Source organism: Pyruvatibacter mobilis (genome assembly GCF_012848855.1).
Classification (GTDB): Bacteria; Pseudomonadota; Alphaproteobacteria; order CGMCC-115125; family CGMCC-115125; genus Pyruvatibacter; species Pyruvatibacter mobilis.
Genome location: NZ_CP051630.1, coordinates 2,051,080 through 2,072,844, shown reverse-complemented (window position 1 = coordinate 2,072,844; position 21,765 = coordinate 2,051,080). Strand labels below are relative to the sequence as shown.

Below are 21,765 nucleotides of genomic sequence, written 5' to 3'. Positions count from 1 at the left end.
ACCTGCATTCCGCCGGTGAGGGCGGCAGGGGTGGGCGTCCGCCTCTTAGTAGGTGAGGAAGACGTTGACCGTGGCAGCCAGGCCGTAGACGGCGAGAACCGCCCACAGGGCATTGACGACCATGTCGCCGGCCTTGGCCGACTTCACCGCTTGGGCGGCGCGGTCGAGGATGGAAGCGGACTGTGCCGACGTCCGTGCAGAGGAGAGGTTAGAGGCCATGTTCGTGCTCGCGCTCATGTGACAAGTCCTTTCGGAACCGGTGTGCTCAGCCACATAAAAACCATTCAGTCGCGTTTCGTGCCCGGCCGGGCCGGGCGGTTTGGCCTGTTCTCAGGCCGTCTTGGTCTTGTTCTTCCCGGTTCGTCCCGCACCCGGACCCTTCTGGATCCGTCCGGCCGGGGCCGGTGTGTGCGCCGCATCAATCGCGAACCGTGAAATCAAGATGGGCCCATCCTGCGGCGTCGGCAATACCGCAACTGCGAAGAGTTTGTGAAACGCTGAATATTTCAAAAACTGTTCACAACCCCTAAAATTCTAATTAAATCAGCGGTTTATACTGTGCATAAGGTATGAGTCGTGCATTTTGGCGAACAAGCCATGCATAGGCGCATAGCCAGGTTAACAGCTATGCGCCCAGATGGTTCGTGTTCGTATCATTCTGCACCTGCGCAGCGGCTGCATGGCCGCGTGCTGCGCTGCACCAGGACTCAGCCGCCGTAGCGGATTTCCTGCTGCTCCGCCGGGCTGTTCGCCCCGCGCACCTGCTCCATCGCCCATTCGACATCCGCCAGATAGGTGTCCGCCACCTCGGCGTGCTTGGGCGACAGCATCAGGTGAATGCCCTGCGGCTTGGAGACGATGGAGGTGAACCAGCCGCGCTCGAACAGCTTGCCCCAGATGGCAAAGCTGTCGAGATCCGGATGCCGGTAGCCGATCAGCCCCAGCTGCGGCTTGCCGATTACCACGAAGCCCAGCGCGGTGACGCCGGCCTCGATCTTCTCGCGCGTCTTCACCACCAGCCCCTGCTTGTCGCGATAGCCGTCAACGCCGAGATAGTTCATCACCGCCCACGCCGCGGCAATCGCGCCGCCGGGCCGCGTGCCGGCCAGCGTCGGGGTGATCATCCGCCCGCCGGGCCAGTCATTGGTGTCGAAGATCATGTGCTCCTTGAGCTCCGCCGAGCGGAACAGCACCGTCGACGCCCCCTTGGCGCAATAGCCGTATTTGTGCAGGTCCGCCGACATCGAATGCACCTGCGCGACGGAGAAATCGAACGCCGGAAGGTCTGCCCCGTTCATCCGCGCAAACGGCGCGAAGAACCCGCCCACGCAGGCATCCACATGTACCCACACATCATGGGCGGCTGCCACCTCGCCGATCTCGGCAATCGGGTCGATCAGCCCGTAGGGGAAGCACGGCGCGGAGCCCACCATCATGATGGTGTTGTCATCCACAGCCTCGCCCATGGCCTTTGGATCGGCGAGGAAATCATCCGTCACCGGAATACGCCGCAGTTCGAGATCCATCATCTCGGCCGCCTTGTCGAACGCCGGATGCGCCGACCACGGAAGAACGATATTGCCCTGGCAGCCGGGCTTCAGCCGGCCCTTGGCGCGCGCATACTCCCGCGCCGTCTTGATCGCCATGGTGATCGAATCCGTGCCGCCCGATGTCACGCTCCCATCCGCGCCATCCGGTGCATTGAGCAGCGACAGCGCCATCTGGATGATCTCTTCCTCCATGCGCTTGAGGCTGGGGAACGCCATCGGCCCCAGCCCGTTCTCGGACATGAAGCGCGTATAGGCTTCCTTCTGCACCCGCGATACGTCCTCGCCCGCATTGAAGACATAGACCGCCGTCTTGCCCTCGCGCCATTTGACGTCGCCGGTCGCCATCTCGTTCATCTGCGCCGACAGGGTCTCCCAGTCGGTGCCGTGGCTGGGCATGGAAACGCGAGAAGATGTGGTGTCGGTCATGGTTGGCGGTCCTCCGGCAGATCAAGTGTTTGCCGGACTGTAGCCGGTTTGCGGTCAGCCGCCCATCATCTCCTGCCAGCGCGTCTGCATCTCCGCCGGGCTCACCTCTTCCCGGTGGCTGGCCAGCATCCATGTGTGGCCGAACGGGTCCGACAGGGTGCCGGTGCGGTCGCCGTAAAACTCGTCCTTCACCGCCCGCAATTCCGTGCCGCCGGCGGCCAGCGCCCTGGCGAACATTGCATCGACATCCGCCACATAGAGATGAAGCTTCACCGGCGATCCCCCCAGGCTGTCCGGGCTGAGGGCGCCGAAATCCGGATATTCGTCCGACACCATCAGCAATTGGCCGCCGACGGAGAGTTCCGCATGCCCGATCCGCCCGCTGTCGGGGTCCTCAAGCCGGAAATGCTCCTCGGCACCGAAGGCCCGCTTGTAGAACTCGATCGCCTCCGCCGCCCCGTTGACGGTGATGTAAGGCGCAAGGCCGGTCCCCTTCGGCATTTGTGCGGCTGTATCTGGCATGGCATCCTCTCCTGTGCAATAAAACGTTACGTACCGTTTCATAAATAAGCAAGAGCATTTATGCCGGAAACGAAAAAGCGCGGCCGCCCAAGAAGCGCGCAGGCCAGCCAGGCGATCCTCAAGGCGGCCCGCGATCTCCTTGATGAAGCAGGACCCGCGCGCCTGACCGTCGAAGCCGTTGCCGCCCGCGCCCGGGTCGGCAAGCCGACCATCTATCGCTACTGGGCCAATGCCCGCGAGCTGGCCATGGCGGCCTTGATGGATGACGGCACGAAATCCGATCACGCATCCAGCCATGCACCCGGCACCCCATCATCAGAAAGGGCGGACTTCCAGAGCCGCCTAACAGTCCACCTCCGCCATCTTATTGAACGATTTTCTTCGCCCCGCGGCCGCCAGACGGCCCTGATGCTGGCCACCGCCGAGCGCGACAGCGAAATGGCCAAAGCATTCCGCAACCAGGTCATCATGAAGGCGCGCGAAGACGGCCGCGTGATCCTGCTTGAAGCAATCGAAACAGGCGAGATTGACCCCGGCACCTCGATCGATGTCGCCCTGGACATGATCTACGGTCCGATATTCTTCCGCCTGCTGACATTACATGGCCCTGTCACGGACCACGTGGCTGATGATATCGTGACCATCATCAGCGCAGCGCTGGCGCGCGCGCCCATTACGGACAAGCACACCCCATGACCTCCCTTACCGGCGGCTGCGCCTGCGGCAGCATCACCTATCGCGTCACCGAACCTCTTCAGGACGCGCGCTCCTGCCATTGCTCACGCTGCCGCAAGGTGTTCAGCGCCCAGGCCTCGGCCTATGCGCTGGTCGCCCCCGGCAGTTTTGAATGGACAGGAGGCGAAGACATGCTGACTTCCTTTGTCAGCGAAGCGGGCGAGGGGCTGTGCTTCTGCAGCCGCTGCGGCTCGACCCTTGCGGGCATTGTCGATGGCAAGGTGCACGGGGTCACCCTTGGCTGCCTCGATGACACCGATCCGGGCGTCAGGCTTGAGCGGCACATCTTCGTCGGCTCCCGCGCCGCCTGGGAGCCCATGCCCCAGGGCGCGCCTTGCTATGACGAACACGCCCCGGAGGATGGCTAGGCTGAAAATCAGCACGCCCTCACATCAATGCCCGGTAAAATGCGGTCTCTGCTTATTGAAGAAGGCCCGCACGCCTTCTTTCACGTCGTCGCTTTCATTGGCGATCATCACCGACAGCGCCGCCTCGCGCTGCGACTGTTCCAGCGTCACATCAAGCCCCTGAACCATCATCGCCTTGGCGAGCCGCACCGCCAGCGGTGACTGCGCCGCCAGCCGTGTCGCAAGGTCAAGCGCGGCCTCCAGCGACGTGCCGTCCGGCACCACGTCGGTCACAAGCCCCAGCGCCTGCGCCTCGCGCGCCGGATAGGTCTCCGCCAGCAGCGTCATCTTGAGCGCCCGGTCAAGACCCATGGCGCGGGGGAACAGCCACGCGCCGCCCTCATCGGGTAGCAAGGCAAACCGCCCGGACGTATCCCCCAGCTTCGCGCTTTCATCCGCGATGCGCATGTCGCATGCCAGCGCCAGGGCCAGCCCACCGGCCACCGCTGCGCCGTTGATGGCGGCAATCACGGGCTTGTCGAGATGATGCAGTGCCTGGATCACCCGGTGCATCCCGTCGCGCATCTCCCGGCCATGGGAGAGCTGCTGCGCCATCAAATGGTCCCGGTCATCATCCGCGTTCGACACGTCGCCGCCGGCACAAAAGGCCCGGCCCTCGCCGGTCAGCACCAGCACCCGCAGCGCGTCGTCTTTCAAATAGGCATCAATCTCCGCGCAGAGTTCCTCGCACATGCGCGTGGAATAGGCGTTCATCTGTTTCGGCCGGTTAAGGCTGACCACGCGGATATGGTCATGGGGTGACGAGACGAGGAGCGTTTCCAACTGGGCCATGGGCTTGCCTTCTGTGTCCGGGTGAGGCGCAATTGCAGGTGAGGATACAAAAACGGATCGAGACCGGGGAAAAAACACCGGCCATCCGACACCAGGACGGGAGGACCACCATGAGCATGGCCGCAGCATCGCCGCCGGAACCGCTCGAAGACCTGACGCTTGAGACCCGAGGCAGCGTCGCCCTCATCACCTTGAACAGGCCCGACAAGCTCAATGCCTGGACGGCTGCCATGGAGCGCTCCATGCGTATCGCCATGGCCGCCGCCGCCAATGATCCCGCGGTGCGCGCCATCGTCGTTACCGGGGCAGGGCGGGGCTTCTGTGCCGGAGCGGACATGAACCTGCTGCAGGAGATCGACCCGGACGCCGGCGAAAAGCGCTCGCTGGCCTCGGCGTCCTCTGGCGTGACCTATGACTGGGACCGCTCCGCCGGCCCCGACATCTCGTCCCACATGGGTGGCCGTTTCGGCTATGTGCCGCAGATCCCCAAGCCGGTCATCGCCGCCATCAACGGCCCCTGCGCGGGGCTCGGCATGGTGTTCGCCCTGTGGTGTGACATGCGCATCGGCGCGGAAGACTGCTTCTTCACCACCGCCTTTTCCAAACGCGGCCTGATCGCCGAGCACGGCATTTCCTGGCTGCTGCCGGAACTTACCGGCCATTCGGTGGCGATGGACCTGCTGTTCTCCGCCCGCCGCGTCGAGGCGGACGAGGCCCGCAGCGTCGGCCTGCTCAACGCGGTGGCACCGTCAGAAGGGCTTGTCGACCAGGCACTGGCCTATGGCCAGGACCTCGCCGACAGTGTCAGCCCGCGCTCCGTCGCCGTCATGAAGGCCCAGGTCTGGAAGGCCAGGTTCCAGTCCCTGCGCGAGGCAATCGACACCGGCGATGACGAGATGAACAAGAGCTTTGCCTCGGCCGATTTCAAGGAAGGGGTGGCCCACTTCGTCGAGAAGCGGGCACCGAACTTCACCGGAAAGTAGGCCTGCATCACGCCGTATGCAGAAGGAAGGCTGTGCACAGAAGGAACTCCGTACAAAGAGCAACGGCTCCGGCACTGCGCGAGGCAATGCCGGAGCCGCGTGTCCCCTCCTCGGGCCGTACCGGACTGGGCTAGGGTCGTTGCCCGGCAAGACAGTTGGGGGGATCGGTGCAGGCCCTGCGTCCCGGTGACGATCTTGGAGGAACAGTCACCGGAACGCGGGATCACCGCATCGCGTGGTCGATGCTCCCTCAGTCCGCCGCCTGGCCGGATAGCGACCGCAGGGCTTCATTGCGGGAGTTGATCTTGCGCAGCTGCTCGATGCCGGCGGCGGCGATGGAATCGCCCACCATCTCGTCGCTTTCCATGTGCAGCTGCTGCATGTCGATATAGGCGGCATAATTGCCCGCCGTCCGCTTGGTGATGATGCCGCACATCAGCAGCGTCTTCACCAGTACCCGGAAGATGTTGGACGATTGCTGCATGTTCTCGCGCACCTTCTCGTCCGTCATGCCTTCCATGAAGGCGCCCTGCACCCATTCCCAGTCGAGGCCCACCTGTTCATAGATGTGCTTCTTCTGGTCCGGGGAGGCGAGGTTGTAGAGCAGGTTCGAGAACACCTGCCATGCCCAGTCCTCGATCTTGTTGTGCTCTTCCTCATTGAGGTGCGGGATGGTGCGGTCCGCCCAGATCTTGCCGAACTTGTGGTGGAACGCCTCATCCGTCATCGCCAGCTGCGCCAGCCGGATGATCAGCGGGTCGCGGCCCTTGTTGTAGAAGGTGGCGAACGCCCCCATGGCCAGCCCCTCGATCAGCAGCTGCATGCCGACGATCTTCTTCCAGGCAAGCTTGGAGTTCACCAGCTCCGTCAGCGTGTCGCGCAGCACCGGGCCACAGGCCATCGGCTTGCCGAACCGGGCGCGGACGATCTCGATAAAGGCCGTTACATGGCGCGCTTCCTCGCGCGCCTGGTTGGCAGCATATTCCTGCGCGCCGGGGTCCCGCAGGATGTGGCAGAGCGAGGCCGACAGGGCCATCGCGCCCTGCTCGCCATGCAGGATGTTGGACAGCGACCAATGGGTGTCTAGATTGGTCAGCTTGATCCGGTTCTTCTCGTCCAGCTTGTCCCACACCGCGGTGCCGAAGCCGACGGTCATCTCCGGCTCCACCATGTATTCGTTTTCAATGTCGAACGGAGTGGAGAAGTCGATATAGCGCTTGTCCATCGGGTCCCAGAAATGGTCATGGGTCGCCGAAATGATCTTGTCGAACGCGCTGGCCCGCTCCAGGTAGCGGTCGCATTCGATCATCGCCGCGAAGTCGTCCGGCTCCACGGTGTTGTAGATATTGTCCTTGGTGATCTGGTCTTTTTGCGTCTCAGCCATGGAAAATCCTCCCGGTTTCTCTGGATATCCACCGGGATATCCGCAACCTGAGAGAAATCATGACGCCGGCGTCACTTTTGGCGTTGATCTGCATCAAATAGCCATAAGAAAGTTATGGGAATCCGGAGAAGCCCGCCGGTTGCGCGCTGTTGCCATCGGGTAAGGATCCCCGCGCGTCGCCTTCTATCGTCGCGTCTTACCGCTTCTTAACGCCGGGCTGGGATGATCCGCCGTCAAACCGGCAGGATCAGATACATGACCATCTACCGGCGCCGCAGGCTGTCACCGGCCATTGAGCGCCTGAAGCATGAACAGGGCCGCCAGGCACTGCGCTATCTCACGATGGGCGCGGGCATGCTCTATGCCACCCTGACGCTGATCCGCCCGGTTTCCCTGCCGGAAGATGTCTGGCCGCTGCTCGCAGCCATCGCCTTCGCCTCCGCGGCGGCCTGCTTCGCCATGCGGGCGCGGCTCGACGACATCACGGCCACGCCCGCCTCCACCCGCGCGGCGGAGACGGGGCTCATCGCCATCCTCGCCATCAACACGGTGTTGCACTCGGTCATCCTGCCGGATCCGAGCCTCACCACCACCATGTCGCTGGTCATCATCGCCGCCGGCCTCGTCAGCCATTCGGGCTTTGCCATGGCGGGCACCATTCTCATCGGCGTGGGTGCCGTCACCTATATGCTGGCCGCCCCCGGTGTTCCCTATGCGGAGCAGGTGCATTACGCGATCCACTACGTGCTGAGCGCCGGGCTTGCGCTCCTGATCTTCGTGGTCCGCATGCGGCAGATTCGCCAGCGCGGCGCCAGCGAGCTGCGCCGCAACCGGGCCATGATGCGGCTGGAGCGACAGCAGGCCTTGTTGAGGGACGCCACACGCAACGCCGAGCGCGCCGCCCGCCAGGCCGACAGCGCCAACCGCGCCAAGAGCCAGTTCCTCGCCAATATGAGCCACGAGCTGCGTACGCCGCTCAACGCCATCATCGGCTTTTCCGAACTGATGGAGCACCGCATCTTCGGGAACCTGGGCGATGACCGCTATGGCGAATATGCCGAGCACATCCATTCGAGCGGCACCTTCCTGCTCAACCTGGTGAACGACATTCTCGACCTGTCGAAGATCGAGGCCAACAAGTTCGAGGTGTTCCTCGAACCCGTGCAGCTCAAGCCGCTGCTGGGCGAGTGCGCGTCCATGATTGCCCCGCAGGCCAGCCGCAAGGAGTTGCGCCTGCTGACCCCGGACGTGCCGGTCGATGCCGCCGTGATGGCTGACCCGCGCGCCCTGCGGCAGATCCTGCTCAATCTCCTGTCCAACGCGGTGAAGTTCACCGGCAAGGGCGGGGAGGTGGCGCTGGAGGTCACCCGCACCAACGACAACTGGTGCATCCGCGTGCGCGACAGCGGCGTCGGCATCGCCGAGGAAGATATCGAGCGTGTGCTCGCGCCCTTCGGCCAGGTCGCCAACGCCCTGACCCGCAACCAGGACGGCACAGGCCTCGGCCTGCCGCTGGCCAAGTCGCTGACCGAATTGATGGATGGCGACTTCACCCTCGACAGCCGCCCCGGCGCCGGCACAGCCGTCGCCATCGCGCTGCCCGCCGCCCGCGCCGACGTCGCAGCCCTCACCTTCGGCCACGACACCCCCAGCGCCCTGCCGGCCTGAGGGCGGCTTTTCCGCGCATCGCACCGGCGCGCCCGGTCCGTCCGGATCGGGCAGGGAAGTCTCAAAAATGTCGGGAAAGGCCCGCGGTGGTCGGAGTGGCAAGATTCGAACTTGCGACCCCCTCGTCCCGAACGAGGTGCGCTACCAGGCTGCGCTACACTCCGAAACCGCGCGGAGGCGGGGTTATAGCGGGTGCCAGCCCCCCGCCGCAACCCCGAAAGTGGGGTTTTGTGACAGCTTTTCAAACCCTGCTCGCGGGGGGCGATTCCCGCCGTTGCGAAGCCGGTCCGACCTCTTTATGTTCCCGCTCTCGCGGCAGCGGGACACTCACCCGTCCACCGCCTGCTGGGGCGTCGCCAAGTGGTAAGGCAGCGGCTTTTGGTGCCGCCATTCGCAGGTTCGAATCCTGCCGCCCCAGCCAGATGTCCTGAACAATCCACGCGCTGGTCCACCTGTCCGTCTGCGGAGAAAGCAGGCGCCGTCAGTCCCCGTGCGCCGTCCCGGCCAGGACCGATTTCAGCGACACCAGCCGCATGATGTCACGCAGGGCGATGACGCCCACAAGGCGCGGGCCGTCCACCACCATCAGCAGCGTCCGCTTTGTGCCCTGCATGTGCGCCAGCGCCTCTGCGGCGGAAGCGTCGGCGGCGATCACGCAGTCCCGGGTCATCGGGCGCAGGATGTCCGCCACCCGCGTCGTCTCCCGCGCGTGGGGCGGCACTGTGCGGACCTCGTGCAGGCTGACGCTGCCCACAAGCCGTCCGGCCTCCACCACAGGAAAGAACTCGAAAGCGTGCCTGTAGATATACCCGTCGATCAGCTCAGCGACGGTGAGGCCGGGCGCCACCACGACCGGGTCGGGCACCATCACCCGGCGGAGCGGCTCGCCCTCCAGCGCGTGCTGCGTCTCCGCCCGCGCCTGTGACGCGTCGGCGGCGAAGCGGATGAACAGGCCCAGGATGACCAGCCACAGCCCGCTCAGATCCCCGCCCGCCAGCAGCGCGAACACCCCCAGCAGGATAAGCCCGAGCCCGAACAGCGAGCCCATCCGCGCCGCTGTCGCCGTTGCGCGGGTGAAATCACCCGTCCACGCCCACAGCGCCGCGCGCGCCACCCGGCCGCCATCCAGCGGAAAGGCCGGCACCAGGTTGAAGATCGCCAGGATCAGATTGAGCTTGCCCAGATAGACCGCCACGATGCCCGCCAGCGCCATCGACCCGTCCCCTCCCAGCGCCGCACCAAGGGCATGAAACAGCCCGGCCAGCACGAAGCTCGCCGCCGGCCCCGCGATCGCCATCAGGAACTCCGCCCGTGGGCTCGGCGGCTCATCCCGCATCTCCGCCATGCCGCCCAGCATCCACAGGGTGATGCTCTTGATGTCCTGGCCGAACGCCTTGGCCACCACCGAATGCGCCAGCTCGTGCAGCAGGATCGACAGGAACAGCCCGACAACCGCCACGATGCCCATCGACCAGTAGTCGATCTGCTGCAATCCCTCGTGGACGGCGGGAAAATAGCCGCGCGCCAGCGCCCAGGACAGCAGCATGGCAATGAACAGCCAGCTGACATTGATGCGGATCTCGATGCCGAGAATACGGCCCAGCGTGAGGTTCTTGCCGAACATCAGGTCACGATCCCTCTTCTCCGGCGCACGGCGCCCGACAGGGAAGCCTAGCCCCGAACACGCGGCAAACACCATGTGTCATGCGGTCGTGCCGCCATGGCCGACAGGGATGCCCATCAGCGCTCCTGCAGCGCCCGCTCCTGGAGCTTCAGCACGGGCTTCAGGATGTAGTCGAGGATCGTCCGCTCCCCGGTCACCACGCTCACATCCGCCACCATGCCGGGGATGATCGGCAGGTCGGCCTGGCGGTCCTGCAGGGCCGTCTCGTCCACCCGCACGGTCACCGGAAAGTAGCGCTCGTCATCGCGGGTGGTGATCGTGTCCGCGCCCACGCGCTCCACCCGGCCGGGCAGGGCGCCATAGACGGAGAAATCATAGGCCGTCAGCCGCACCTTGGCCTCCTGGCCCGGCTGGATGAAGGCAATGTCCGCAGGCGCGATGCGCACCTCGATGGACAGCGCGTCATCCACCGGCACGATTTCCATGATCGTGCCCCCCGGCTCGATCACAGCCCCAGGCGTCAGTGTCGCCACGCGCTTGACGATGCCATTGGCCGGTGCCCGCACGTCCCGGCGGCCCACCCGGTCGCGATGGGCTACCAGCCGCTCGCGCAGCGCCGCCAGCTCCGCCTGCCGCATCGCCAGTTGCTCGCGCGCCTCGGCCACGAAGATCGACCGCTGCTCGGCAATGCGTGAGGCCAGTTCCTCTATCTCGATGGTAAACCGGGTGATGTCGCCGCGCGCCCCGCTCAGTTTTTCATCCGTATCCGCAATCAGCCGCTCAAGCTGCAATTGTTCGACCACGGAAATAAGCCCCTGGTCCACCTGCTTGCGCACAAGCACCAGCTCCGACACCGCCGAGCGCCGCTTGCTGTCCAGAAAGCGGATGCGCTCCTGCGCGTCCTCGCGGCCGGCGCGTGCCTGCTCGCTTTGGCGCTCCAGCACCGTGATCGTGTCCTGCAGCTCCTGCGCCCGGCTTGCGTAAAACGCGGTCTCCGCCGCAATCAGCGCCGGCCCGTCATCGGCCGCTGCCAGATCGGGCGGAAAGGCGAGGGCAGCCCCCTCCGCCTCCGCCGTCAGCCGTGCCACGCTCGCCTGCAGGGAGCGGAAGGTGGAGAGGTCCTCGCGATAGGACGAGGCAATGCCCGTATCATCGATATGCGCCACTACGTCGCCCCGTGCCACGCGGTCCCCCTCGCGCACCAGGATCGCCTGCAGGATGCCGCCTTCAAGGTTCTGCACCAGCTGGATCTGCGATGACGGCACCACGCTGCCCTGGCCGGAGGCTGTAATGTCGAGCCGCGCCAAGGCCGCCCACACGAGCAGGAACACAAGCAGCCCCGCCGCCGCCACCAGCAGCGCCGTTACGGCCTGTGCCGGCCCGCGCACCGGGTCCAGCAGGGCTGCGCCCGGGTTCATCAGGGAGGGGAGGCGAGAGGTCTCGGTCTGGCTCATGCGGCGGTCCTAATGCGCTGTCTGCGTCACGACATTCAGCGCCTGCTGCGGCGGCTTGCCCGTCAGTCGCGCCAGCACCGCGTCCCGCGGCCCGTCCATCGCAACCTTGCCCTGGTCAAGCACGATGATGCGCGAGGCCAGCGGCAGCAGGGCCGGCTTGTGCGTGACGATCAGCGTGGTCAGCCCCCGGCGCGCCTCCGCCAGCCCGGCAATCACCCGCTGTTCGGTCGTGTTGTCCATGGCCGAGGTCGGCTCATCGAGCAGGAGCACAGGCGGCTGCCCGGCCAGCGCGCGGGCCAGTGACACCGCTTGCCTTTCCCCGCCGGACAGCCGCCCACCCCGCTCCCCAACCGGTGTCTGCAATCCAGTCACCGAGCGCGACAGAAGATCATCAAGCCCGGCCGTGCGGGCCGCCGCCAGCAACTCCGCATCAGACACTCCCGGCCGCGCCGCCAGAATGTTGTCGCGGATCGTGCCGTGAAACAGCACCGCCTCCTGGCCCGCATAGCCGATGGCCGCGCGCAGGGCCGCCGGGTGGTATTGCCGCACATCGACCCCGTCCAGCAGCACATGGCCCGATTGCGGCTCATCGAGATTGAGCGCCAGCCGCAGCGCGGTGGACTTGCCCGAGCCGACGCGGCCCAGAATGGCCACGCAGCTGCCCGCCTCGATCTCGAAGCTCACGCCTTCCAGCGCTGTCTGCGGCGGCACGTCGTCGGCCGCCGGCGGATAGGAGAAGGTGACGTTGCGGAAGGACAATGCCCCCTTCGCGGCCACATGCTGCAGCTGGCCGGACTTTTCCTCGCCCGGCGCTGTCATGAAAACGTCGAGGCTTTCCACCGCCAGCCGCGTTTGCTGCCAGCGCGCCATCAGCCCCGCCACCTGCACGAAAGGCTGGATCGTCCGCCCCGCCAGGATGACGGCGGCAATCAGCGCGCCGGACGTAATCAGCCCCTCCGCCACCAGCACCGCCCCCAGCGCCACCGTGCCGATGGTCACAAAATTCATCACCGCCGAGGACAGCGATCCCGAAAAGCTCGTCCACTGGCGCGAGACAAGGCTCGTCTCCGCATTACGCGCAATGATCGCTTCCCAGTGCCGCCGCGCCCAGGCCTGCGCATTCACCGCCTTGATGGTGTCGATCCCCGCCATCGCCTCATGCAGGAAGGCGGATTTATGCGCGGCCTCCCGGTGCGCCTGCGCAACCGCTGTGTGAATGGGCGTCTGCAGCAGCAGCCCGGCCCCCACCAGCACGCAGATGGCCGCAAGCGGCACCAGCACCAGCCACCCGCCGATCCAGAAGATGATGCCGAGAAACAGCAGCACGAACGGCACGTCCCCCAGCGTCACCAGCGTCGCGGAGGTGAAAAACTCCCGCACCGTTTCAAAGTCGCGCACGCTGTTGGCCAGTGTGCCGGCGCTCTGCGGCCGCGTCGCCCCGCGCATCGCCAGAAGCTGCCGGAAGATGCGCGCCCCCACCGATACGTCGAAGCGCCGCCCCGCCGCATCCACCAGGTAGCCGCGCACCATGCGCATCCCCGCATCCGTCAGCACAATGACGATAATCCCGATCAGCAGCGCCACCAGGCTCGACAGGGCATTGTTGGGGATCACCCGGTCATAGACCGCCATGGTGAACAGCGAGATGGCGATCGCCGCCAGATTGACGAACAGCCCCGCCAGGATCGCGTAGCCATAAAGCGCCCTGTTGGCGAACAGCGACCCGCGAAACCACTGATGCGGTCGCTCAAGGTCCAGAAGCTCACTGCGCTGGTCAAAGTAATAGGCCGGCGCGAGGCGGAACATCGGCGCCGCCGCATCAATCGTGTCATCCGGCAGCCAGAAGGTCTCGTCCGGCCCGCGCGCCGCCGTAAAGCCATTGGCATGCCGCGTCAGAAGCGCGACAGGGCCGTAATCCACAGCGGACACGATCATCGGCAGCTGCGTCCGGGTGATGGCCGCAATAGTGCCGTCATAGGCGGCAGCGGACACATCCGCCCGCTCTGCTGCCTCGGCCAGGTAGTCAGCCGTCAGCTCACCGCCGCGCAGCGGCAGGCCCGCCAGCATGGCGGACACATCGGCACTCTTGCCGAAGACCCGCAGAACCGCCTTCAGCGCCGGCAGATAGCTGTCGCCCGCACCTCCCGGCATCAGGCCACAATGCCGGACGCATCAGCGCTCACATGCAACAGCAACTGCGCGTTGCCGTTGTTGAACACGTTGTAGTCCTGCGACAGATAGTTGGTCTGGCCCGCTGCGACCCAGCCGGCATCCGCAGTCGTCACGCTGTTGTCGCTGTCCGCCAGCACCGCCAGCCGCGTCTGGCCGGAGACGACATTATTGGACATCTCCAGCACATCCTGCGCCGTCAGCACCAGATTGTTGGTGCCGTTCACCAGGTCGATCCGCTCGATCTCCCGCACCGCATTGGGCGCCACAGTGGTGAAGTCGAGCGTGAGATTGCTGAATCCCTGGAAGTCGATCACATCGATGGACGTCGCCGGCCCGTTGCCGCCGACAATGCGGCCGATGTCCGTGGTGGTCAGCACAATCTGCTCGGTACTGTCGTCCCCGATATGGACAAAACCACTCACACCAAATACCGCCACCTGCGCTAGAAGAGGATCGGACGGGATATCGGTGCCGTCCTGGAAGACCGTGATATGGGCCTGCCGTGATCCATCCGTTCCGCCAACCCCGGGGTCATTGGAGGTCGAGTGATAGGTGGTGCTGCGGATCATCGCCTGGAGATCCGCCAGCGAGCCATTGCCGGTGATGGTAATCGTGTAGGTGTTCGGGTCCCAGCTGCCGGTGAACCCGCCCATATCCGTGATGCTCAGAACGTCCCCGGCAATGCCGTCGAGGATTCGAATCGTCGCCCCTGAAAAGCCCGTCCCCACATTGTCGGTCAGTTCAACGAAGTTGTGCAGCGCGCCCGGCTCATCCCCCACCGTGTAGTCCAGCCGGGCGGGAGCCGGCCCCACCTCCGGCGCGTCGGCGATCCCTACCACGAAGGCCCCGGATGTGGCTCCGGTGTTCCCGGCAGCATCCGTGCTTCTGGCGGTGTAGCTGTAGGTGCCCGTGGCCAGTGCCCCATCGGTGAACTGCCAGTTGCCGGACCCGTCCGCCAGAACCGTCTGCACAAAGGCGCCATCACGGTAGATGTTGACAGTGCCCAGCGGCTCGGACGTGCCGGTGATGGTGGGTGTTGTATCGCCGGTGATGCCGTCCTGCACGCCCGGGTCCGTATCAAGGCCCGTGATGGTGGTCACCGGCGGCGTGTTATCGATGGTGATGCTGAAATTGGTCGCAGCGCTGCGGTTGCCCGCACCGTCCACTGCCACGAAACTCAGCAAGTGTGTGCCGTCAGCCAGCGGTGCAGACGTGAACGACCATGACGTTCCGGTCATCGGCACCGTACCGATCAGCGTCGCCCCGTCAAAAACCTCTATCAGCGTGCCGCCGGGGCGGGTGCCGGTGAAGGTGGGGGTGGTGTCGGAGGTAATGTTGTCCGCGCCATTGCCGGTATTCGTCGTGAAGCCGGACACCACCGGAGCCTCGGGCGGCGTCGTATCGATCCACACCGTGATCTGGTCCGGCGCGCTGCCGTTGTCCGCCGCGTCATAGGCACGGGCCGTCACGCTGTAGAACCCTTCAGGCAGGTCCGAAGTCGGTGTGGTCGACCAGTTGCCGGAGCCATCTGCCACGGTGGAGGCAATCTCCGTGGCCCCGCGGAACAGCCGCACGGTAACGCCCGCCTCCGCCGTGCCGGTGAAGGTCGGCCGCACATCGGAGGTCTGCCCGTTGGAAATGCCCGTATCGGTAAAGCCTGTAATGCTCGGCGCTGCCGGCGGTGTCAGATCAATCGTGACAGGCAGGGCTGTTGACAGGGCGCCCTGGTTGCCCGCGCCGTCGACGGCAACGGCAGTGAAACTGTGCGTCCCTTCCGACAGGACATTTGTCTGGAAGGACCAGTTCGTGCCACCGATATTGGTCGTGCCGATCTCGACGCCATTGTCATAGATGATGACCTGACGCGTCCCGCCCTGAGCGGTACCGGAAACCTGAATCTGGTTGGACCGGGTGATGCCGTCATTCTGGACGCCGGTGTCGGAACTGAAATCGACAACGACCGGAGCCGCCGGGGCGGTGGTATCCACCTGAACCGCGGTCACGCTTGAGGCGCTGCCGACATTGCCGGCGGCATCAACAGCCTGAACGCCGAAATAATAAAATCCGTCCGCCAGAGGGTTCGTGGTGTAGGTCCACGCCCCGGTGCCGTCCGCCGTCACCGTGTCCATCAGCCCGCCACCATTCAGGATGCGGACCGTGCTGTTGGCCTCCGCCGTGCCCGTGAGGGTGACCGTGTTGTCGGACGTTGCATAGGACAGAAGGCCGGTGTTGTCCGAGAAGCCGGTAATGGTGGCGGCCCCCGGTGCGGTAGCGTCCACGGTTACGGCCAGCGGCGCTGATGCGGCGCTGGCACTGAACCCCGCAGCTGTCGCAACAACGGTAAAGCTGTGCGCCGTCTCGCTGAGCACGCCGGTGGTGAACGTCCAGGTGCCTGCGCCCGTTGCCGTCACCGTGCCGAGGGACGTCGCTCCGTCGAATATTTCCACCGAGGCATTGGCCACCGCCGTCCCGGTAAAGGTCAGCGTGGTGTCGCTCGTGATGCCGTCGCCGCCCGCACCCGTGTCGGTGCTGTAGCCGGTAATGGACGGCGTCGCGGTGGCGGGCGGCGGACCAAGATCGATGGTGATGTCGAGCGCCGCCGACGGCCCGCTCACATTGCCCACACCGTCTGTCGCCCGCGCGGTGAAGCTGTAGGTCGCTTCCCCCAGCGCCGCCGAAGTGAAGCTCCAACTGCCCGTCCCGTCCGACGTGGTCGTGCCCACCGACACACCGTCCTGGAAGATCTCGATGGAGGTGTTAGCAGGCCCCGTGCCTGAAAGGGTGGGGGTGTCATCATTGGTGACGCCGTCACCCAGAACCCCGCTGTCATCCGAAAACCCAGTAATGACCGGCGCTGCGGGCGCCGTGGTGTCGATCACCACGTTCTGCGCGGACGAGTAGGGGCTTGTGCGCCCCGCGGCATCCGTTGCCCGAACGGTGATGCTGTGCACCCCTTCGGTCAGAACACCCGTGACGAAGCTCCAATTGCCGGCGCCATCGGCCTGCACGGTCCCCAGCACGGTCACCCCGTCGCGCACGGTCACCTGCGCATTGGCTTCTGCGGTGCCCGAAAGGGTGATCTCGGTGTCACTGGTGCGGAAGTCACCCGCAATGCCCGTGTCATCCGTAATCGCCGTGATCACCGGAACGGCTGGCGCCGTCAGGTCCACAGTGAAATTGATGCCCGCGGACGGCACGCTCTCATTGCCGGTGAAATCAAGGCCGGTCGCCGTGAACACATGCGCGCCCTCGGGAATGCCGGTCACGGTCACCTGCCACACGCCCGCATTCACCAGCGCCGTCGCGACCTCGACACCGTCCTGATAGATGATGACCGACCGTGTCCCGGCCACAGCCGTGCCGGACAGGGTCGTCCAGGTCTGCGTGCTGATCCCGTCATTGGGGTCCAGCCCGTTGTCATTCGTGTAGCCCGTGATGGCCGGAGCTGGCGGCGGAACCGTATCGACCTGCACCACAAAGCCGCCTGAAGACATGCCCTGGTTGCCTGCCGCATCCGTCGCCCGCGCAAAGAAGGTGTGGTACCCGTCCGCGATCACGCCGCTGGCAGCCGTCGTCCAGTTGCCCACGCCGTCTGCCACGCCCGTCGCGACGATTGTCGCACCGAGATAGACATTCACCGTCGCGCCTGCTTCCGCGGTGCCGGAGAAAACCAGCGTGTTGTCGGAGGTGCGGAAGTCCGACGAGCCCGTATCGTCTGCATACCCCGTAATCACGGGGGCGGCCGGGGCCGTCGCATCCACGGTCACGCCGAAGGTCGCAGATGCAGCGCTTTCATTGCCCGCCGCATCCACGGCCACTGCCGTGAAGGAATGCGCGCTCTCGCTCAGCCCGTTGGCGGCAAATGACCAGGCCGTGCCGACCGGCGTCACCCGGCCGATTTCCGCGCCATTGTCGTAGATGATGATCTCGCGCGCATCCGCGGCATTGGTGCCCGACAGGGTCACATTCCCGAAGCGCGTGATCCCGTCGCCATTGGTCCCGGTATCCGGCGTGAAGCCCGTGATGACAGGAGCTGCTGTCGGCACCGTATCGACCGTGATCGTGTAGCCCGACGATGCAGCGCCTGTGTTCCCCACATTGTCGGTGGCCCGGGCCGTAAAAACGTAGCTGCCGGAGCCGAGCGCTGCTGAGGTGAAGCTCCAGTCGCCGCTGCCATCGGCGGTGGTTGTCCCGACGGACACCCCGTCGCGGAAGATCTCGACAGAGGCGCCCGCCACCGCCGTGCCGCTCAGGGTCGGCGTCGTGTCATTGGTGATGGTATCGCCGGTCGAGCCCGAATTGTCACTGAAGCCGGTGATCACCGGTGCGGCCGGTGCCGTCGTATCAATCACGATGATCTGCGAACCGGAATAGCTGCTCTCAAGGCCCGCCGCATCCGTCGCCTTGACGGTGAACACATGCGCGCCCTCCGCCAGCACGCCTGTCGCAAAGCTCCAGTTGCCCGCGCCATCGGCCTGCGCGGTGCCCAGCACCGTCGCCCCGACACGCACTGTCACCAGCGCATTGGCTTCCGCCGTACCTGAGAGGGTGATGTCCGTGTCATTGGTGCGGAAGTCGCCCGCAACGCCCGTGTCATCCGCAATGGCGGTAATCGTCGGCACGGCAGGGGGCGTACGGTCCACGGTGAAGGTCACGCCCGCGCTGGCCGCCCCCTCATTGCCGGTGAAATCCACGCCCGTCGCGGTGAACACATGCGCGCCTTCGGCAATGCCGGTCACGGTCACCTGCCACACGCCCGCATTCACCAGTGCCGTCGCCACTTCGACACCATCCTGATAGATGATGACCGAGCGCGTCCCGGGCACAGCCGTGCCGGACAATGTCGTCCAGTTGAACGAACTGATGCCGTCATTGGCATCAAGCCCGTTGTCATTCGTATAGCCCGTGATGGCCGGGGCCGGCGGCGGAACCGTGTCCACCTGCACGACGAAGCCGCCGGAAGGCATGCTCTGATTGCCCGCCGCATCCGTTGCCCGCGCGAAGAAGGTGTGGAACCCGTCAGCGATCACGCCGCTGGCTGCCGTCGTCCAGTTGCCCGCGCCGTCAGCCACGCCCGTCGCGACTAGGCTGGCGCCGAGATAGACATTCACCGTCGCGCCCGCTTCCGCGGTGCCTGAGAAGACGAGCGTGTTGTCCGAGGTGCGGAAGTCCGATGAGCCCGTATCGTCCGCATAACCGGTAATCACCGGCGCCGCAGGGGCCGTGCCGTCCACCGTCACGTCGAGCCCGGCGGAGACGCCGCTCTCATTGCCTGCACTGTCCCGCGCCATCACGGTGAAGGTGTAGTCCCCGTCCGCCAACACCGGCGTCGAGAAACTCCACGCCCCGCCGCCGGCAAAGGCAGTCCCGATCTCCGCCCCATTGGCATAGATAACCACCGTCGCGCCCGCTTCCGCGGTGCCGCTCAGCAGGAGCTGGCGATCATTGGTCAGGTCATCCGAATTGCTCACGCCCGTATCGGCTGAATAGCCGGTGATCACAGGCGTGCCGGGGGCCGCCGTGTCGATCTGCACGGCCACGCCGGCGGAAGGGGTGCTGCTATTGCCGGCCGCATCCTGTGCCTGCGCCGTGAAGGTAAAGACGCCATCCGGGTTGGCTGGCGTCGTCACGCTCCAGTTGCCCGCGCCGTCCGCTGTCGTCGTGGTGATCGCCAGCCCGCCGCGCAGGATGGTGATGGTCGCCCCGGCCTCCGCTGTCCCCGCCAGGGTCAGCGTCGTGTCATTCGTCGCACCCGACACAACGCCTGCATCATCACTGATGGAGGTGATGATGGGTGCCGCCGGCGCCGCGCTGTCCACCGTCACCGCAAGGGCAGCGGACGCAGGTCCGGTGCCGCCTGCCGCATCTGTGGCCACGGCGGTAAAGCTGTGCGCCCCGTCCGTCAGGGCCGCCGTGGTGAAGCTCCATGTCCCGGCGCCGGTCGCCGTCGCCGTGCCGAGCGACGTCGCCCCGTCGAATACCTCGATCCGCGCGCCCGCTTCCGCGGTGCCGGTCAGCACCAGTGTCGTGTCGCGCGTAATGCCGTCGCCTGCCGCACCCGTATCATCCGAATAGCCGGTGATCACCGGGGCTGCCGGTGCCGACGTGTCCACATTGATGATCAGCGGCGCTGACGCGATGCCGTTGCTGTTGCCCGCCACATCCATCGCGGTCACGCTGTAGCTGTGCGTGCCATCCGCCTGCGCCCCGGTCACGAAGGTCCACGCGCCCGTGCCGTCGGCGGTCACCGTGCCGAGAGAGGTCGCGCCGTCGAACAGCTCGATGATCGCGCCTGCTTCCGCCGTGCCGGTGAACGTGAGCGTGTTGTCACTGGTGATGCCGTCGCCCGCGGCACCCGTGTCGTCGGTCCAGCCGGTGATCACCGGCGTGGCCGGGGCCGAAGTATCCACCGTCACGGCCAGCGCGCCGCTCAGCACGCCGCTATTGCCCGCCGCATCGGTGGCCTGTGCCGTGAAGCTGTGTGCGCCGTCGCCCAGCGCCGCCGTCGTGAAGCTCCAGGCCCCCGCGCCGGTCGCCGTCACCGTGCCGAGCGACACGCCGCCATCGAAAATCTCAATTGCAGCACCGGCTTCCGCCGTACCGCTCAGGGTCAGCGTGTTGTCCGCCGTGATGCCGTCTCCGCCGACGCCCGTGTCAGAGGCAAAGCCCGTGATAACCGGCGCCGCAGGCGCAGCTGTGTCCACCGTCACCACAAGGGCAGGGGAGGCGGCGCTCACATTGCCTGCCGCATCCGTCGCCGTCGCGCTGAAGCTGTGCGCGCCGTCGGCAAGGGCTGCGGTCGCAAAGCTCCACGCCCCGGCACCATTCGCGGTGACCGTGCCAAGCGAGGTGGCCCCGTCGAAAATCTCGATCCGTGCGCCCGCTTCCGCGGTGCCGGTCAGCACCAATGTCGTGTCAGACGTGATGCCGTCGCCGCCCGCGCCCGTGTCGTCTGAATAGCCGGCAATGACCGGCGCCGCCGGTGCGGTGGCGTCGATGCTTACCACCAGCGGATCTGAGACAGCGCTGGCATTGCCTGCCGCATCCGTTGCCCGGGCGATAAAGCTGTGTGCCCCGTCACCCAGGCTTGCGGTGGTGAACGACCACAGGCCGGCTCCGTCAGCCGTGGCGCTGCCCAGCAGCACGCCGCCGTCAAACACATCCACCCGGGCTCCGGCTTCCGCCGCACCTGTAAGCGTCAGCGTGTCATCGGCCGTGATGCCGTCCAGCAGCGCGCCCGTATCGGTGGAGAAGGTGGCGATCACCGGCTTCTCCGGTGCCGCCGTATCAATGCTGACGGTATAGATGTCGGATTCCGCGCTTACGGTCCCCACGGCATCCGTCGCAATCACGGTGAAGTCATGCGCACCGTCGGCCAGTTCCTCGGTGGTAAAGCTCCACACGCCCGTGGCGCTCGCCGTCACCCGCCCAAGCGACACGCCGCCGTCAAAGATCTCGACCTGCGCCAGCGGGTCTGCTGTGCCGCGCAGCGTCAGAGTTGCGTCCGCCGTCAGGCGGTCACCGGCAATACCCGTGTCCGCCGAGTAACCGAAGATGGCAGGCGGCGAAACCTCCGCCACTTCTTCCTCGTCGCCTGTGCGTGACACGCTCTCGAAGTCAGGCCCGGTGCCCGTGTCCAGGGAGCGGAAGCCATTCGGCCCGAACGACGCCCCGTTGGCGCCGCCCTCGTCCCGCTCGCCATCCAGCGACGACCAGTTGAGAAGCTGCAGGAAACCGTCCGGCAGCGGACCATCAAGACCCGGTGCGCCGATGCTTGCCGTGGTCGTGGCAATGGCATCCAGCTCTTCCGGCGCAAATCCGCTGATGCGGATCTGTCCTTCCGGCCCGCTCAACACCAGGTCGCCGTTTTCCACGCGGGCATCGTCCGCGCCTTCAAACGACACGAGTTCGGCAATCACGCCTGACGGGATGACGAAACGCTCCCCCGCCTCAACCACCACGAGGTCCGAAGACCCGTCTGCTGCGGTCAGTCTGATGACGATATTCATGTTGCCTTACTCCACACTACGCCTGGATGCGCTCTTGGG

At 65.7% G+C, this 21,765-nt stretch carries 13 protein-coding genes and 2 tRNA genes; 5 read left to right on the top strand and 10 right to left on the bottom strand.

Annotated elements, in window-relative coordinates; genetic code table 11:
* Positions 1–45: 45 nt before the first annotated feature.
* The 3 genes from HG718_RS09645 to HG718_RS09635 form a co-directional block, all read right to left on the bottom strand.
* Entirely contained in the window at positions 46–237 is a 192-nt protein-coding gene (locus tag HG718_RS09645) for a hypothetical protein (RefSeq protein WP_160587272.1), read from the bottom strand.
* A gap of 470 nt (positions 238–707) precedes the next feature.
* Complete coding sequence (locus HG718_RS09640) at positions 708–1,976, bottom strand: pyridoxal phosphate-dependent decarboxylase family protein (RefSeq protein ID WP_160587273.1); 1,269 nt, start codon at positions 1,974–1,976, stop codon at positions 708–710.
* A gap of 54 nt (positions 1,977–2,030) precedes the next feature.
* The gene (locus HG718_RS09635; RefSeq protein WP_373868293.1) at positions 2,031–2,498 is read right to left on the bottom strand and encodes a VOC family protein; all 468 of its coding nucleotides are present in this window, start codon (positions 2,496–2,498) and stop codon (positions 2,031–2,033) included.
* 60 nt (positions 2,499–2,558) lie between these two features.
* On the opposite strand from HG718_RS09635, the gene HG718_RS09630 reads away from it, so the two are divergent.
* Together HG718_RS09630 and HG718_RS09625 are read left to right on the top strand one after the other, a co-directional pair.
* Complete coding sequence (locus HG718_RS09630; protein ID WP_160587274.1) at positions 2,559–3,194, top strand: TetR/AcrR family transcriptional regulator; 636 nt, start codon at positions 2,559–2,561, stop codon at positions 3,192–3,194.
* Positions 3,191–3,601 (top strand): GFA family protein, encoded by a 411-nt coding sequence (locus HG718_RS09625; RefSeq protein WP_027844828.1) that lies wholly within the window; start codon positions 3,191–3,193, stop codon positions 3,599–3,601. The genes HG718_RS09630 and HG718_RS09625 overlap by 4 nt, the downstream gene beginning before the upstream one ends.
* A 24-nt stretch (positions 3,602–3,625) precedes the next feature.
* On the opposite strand, the gene HG718_RS09620 is transcribed toward HG718_RS09625, so the two are convergent.
* Positions 3,626–4,432, bottom strand: a complete 807-nt coding sequence (locus HG718_RS09620; protein WP_160587275.1) for an enoyl-CoA hydratase/isomerase family protein — start codon at positions 4,430–4,432, stop codon at positions 3,626–3,628.
* Positions 4,433–4,548: 116 nt separating this feature from the next.
* On the opposite strand from HG718_RS09620, the gene HG718_RS09615 reads away from it, so the two are divergent.
* Positions 4,549–5,415, top strand: coding sequence for an enoyl-CoA hydratase (locus tag HG718_RS09615; protein WP_160587586.1), 867 nt, complete (start codon positions 4,549–4,551; stop codon positions 5,413–5,415).
* A gap of 250 nt (positions 5,416–5,665) precedes the next feature.
* Here HG718_RS09615 and HG718_RS09610 read toward each other — a convergent pair whose 3' ends face one another.
* On the bottom strand, positions 5,666–6,799 hold the full coding sequence (locus HG718_RS09610) for a ferritin-like domain-containing protein (RefSeq protein ID WP_160587276.1): 1,134 nt from the start codon (positions 6,797–6,799) through the stop codon (positions 5,666–5,668).
* 255 nt (positions 6,800–7,054) lie between these two features.
* Here HG718_RS09610 and HG718_RS09605 point away from each other — a divergent pair, with 255 nt between their 5' ends.
* The gene (locus HG718_RS09605) at positions 7,055–8,467 is read left to right on the top strand and encodes a sensor histidine kinase (protein WP_160587277.1); all 1,413 of its coding nucleotides are present in this window, start codon (positions 7,055–7,057) and stop codon (positions 8,465–8,467) included.
* Between the two features lie 87 nt (positions 8,468–8,554).
* On the opposite strand, the gene HG718_RS09600 is transcribed toward HG718_RS09605, so the two are convergent.
* Positions 8,555–8,631, bottom strand: a tRNA-Pro gene (locus HG718_RS09600).
* A gap of 182 nt (positions 8,632–8,813) precedes the next feature.
* On the opposite strand from HG718_RS09600, the gene HG718_RS09595 reads away from it, so the two are divergent.
* A tRNA-Gln gene (locus HG718_RS09595) sits at positions 8,814–8,888 on the top strand.
* A 60-nt stretch (positions 8,889–8,948) separates the two neighbouring features.
* Here the strand turns inward: HG718_RS09595 and HG718_RS09590 are convergent.
* From HG718_RS09590 to HG718_RS09575, 4 genes are all read right to left on the bottom strand, one after another.
* Positions 8,949–10,091, bottom strand: a complete 1,143-nt coding sequence (locus HG718_RS09590) for a site-2 protease family protein (RefSeq protein WP_160587278.1) — start codon at positions 10,089–10,091, stop codon at positions 8,949–8,951.
* Positions 10,092–10,207: 116 nt separating this feature from the next.
* Entirely contained in the window at positions 10,208–11,545 is a 1,338-nt protein-coding gene (locus tag HG718_RS09585) for an HlyD family type I secretion periplasmic adaptor subunit (protein WP_160587279.1), read from the bottom strand.
* Between the two features lie 9 nt (positions 11,546–11,554).
* The gene (locus tag HG718_RS09580) at positions 11,555–13,696 is read right to left on the bottom strand and encodes a type I secretion system permease/ATPase (RefSeq protein ID WP_160587280.1); all 2,142 of its coding nucleotides are present in this window, start codon (positions 13,694–13,696) and stop codon (positions 11,555–11,557) included.
* Positions 13,696–21,726, bottom strand: a complete 8,031-nt coding sequence (locus tag HG718_RS09575) for an Ig-like domain-containing protein (RefSeq protein ID WP_160587281.1) — start codon at positions 21,724–21,726, stop codon at positions 13,696–13,698. The genes HG718_RS09580 and HG718_RS09575 overlap by 1 nt, the downstream gene beginning before the upstream one ends.
* Positions 21,727–21,765: the final 39 nt, after the last annotated feature.